Consider the following 310-nt stretch of genomic DNA (forward strand, 5'->3'; position numbering starts at 1 on the left):
GACCGGCGGCACCTGGCCCGCGCTGATCGGCTTCGCCTGCGTCGGCCTGGGCATGGCGACGGTGACGCCCTGTCTCTACGTCGCCGCCGCAGCGGCGGGGCCCGGCGGCCCCCCCCCGGTCGCCCCCCCGGGCCCCACCGGGCCCCCGGCGGCCGGCCGCGCGGTCCTGCGGCCCCCCCCCCCCCCGGCCCCCCCCCCCCGGAGAGGGCGCCCCGCCACGAGCACACCGCCACCAGCACGGCGGACGCCGCGACCACCGCCATGCCGGTCGTCAGGTCCGTGCGGCCGGCGACGAAACCGATCACCGCCG

At 82.9% G+C, this 310-nt stretch carries 1 pseudogene; it reads left to right on the forward strand.

Annotated elements, in window-relative coordinates:
• Positions 1-142, forward strand: a pseudogene (locus tag ADK41_RS44215) (MFS transporter); the annotation flags it as partial.
• Positions 143-310: the final 168 nt, after the last annotated feature.

Origin of the sequence: Streptomyces caelestis, from assembly GCF_001279005.1 — a bacterium.
In the GTDB taxonomy this organism is placed as follows: Bacteria; Actinomycetota; Actinomycetes; order Streptomycetales; family Streptomycetaceae; genus Streptomyces; species Streptomyces heliomycini.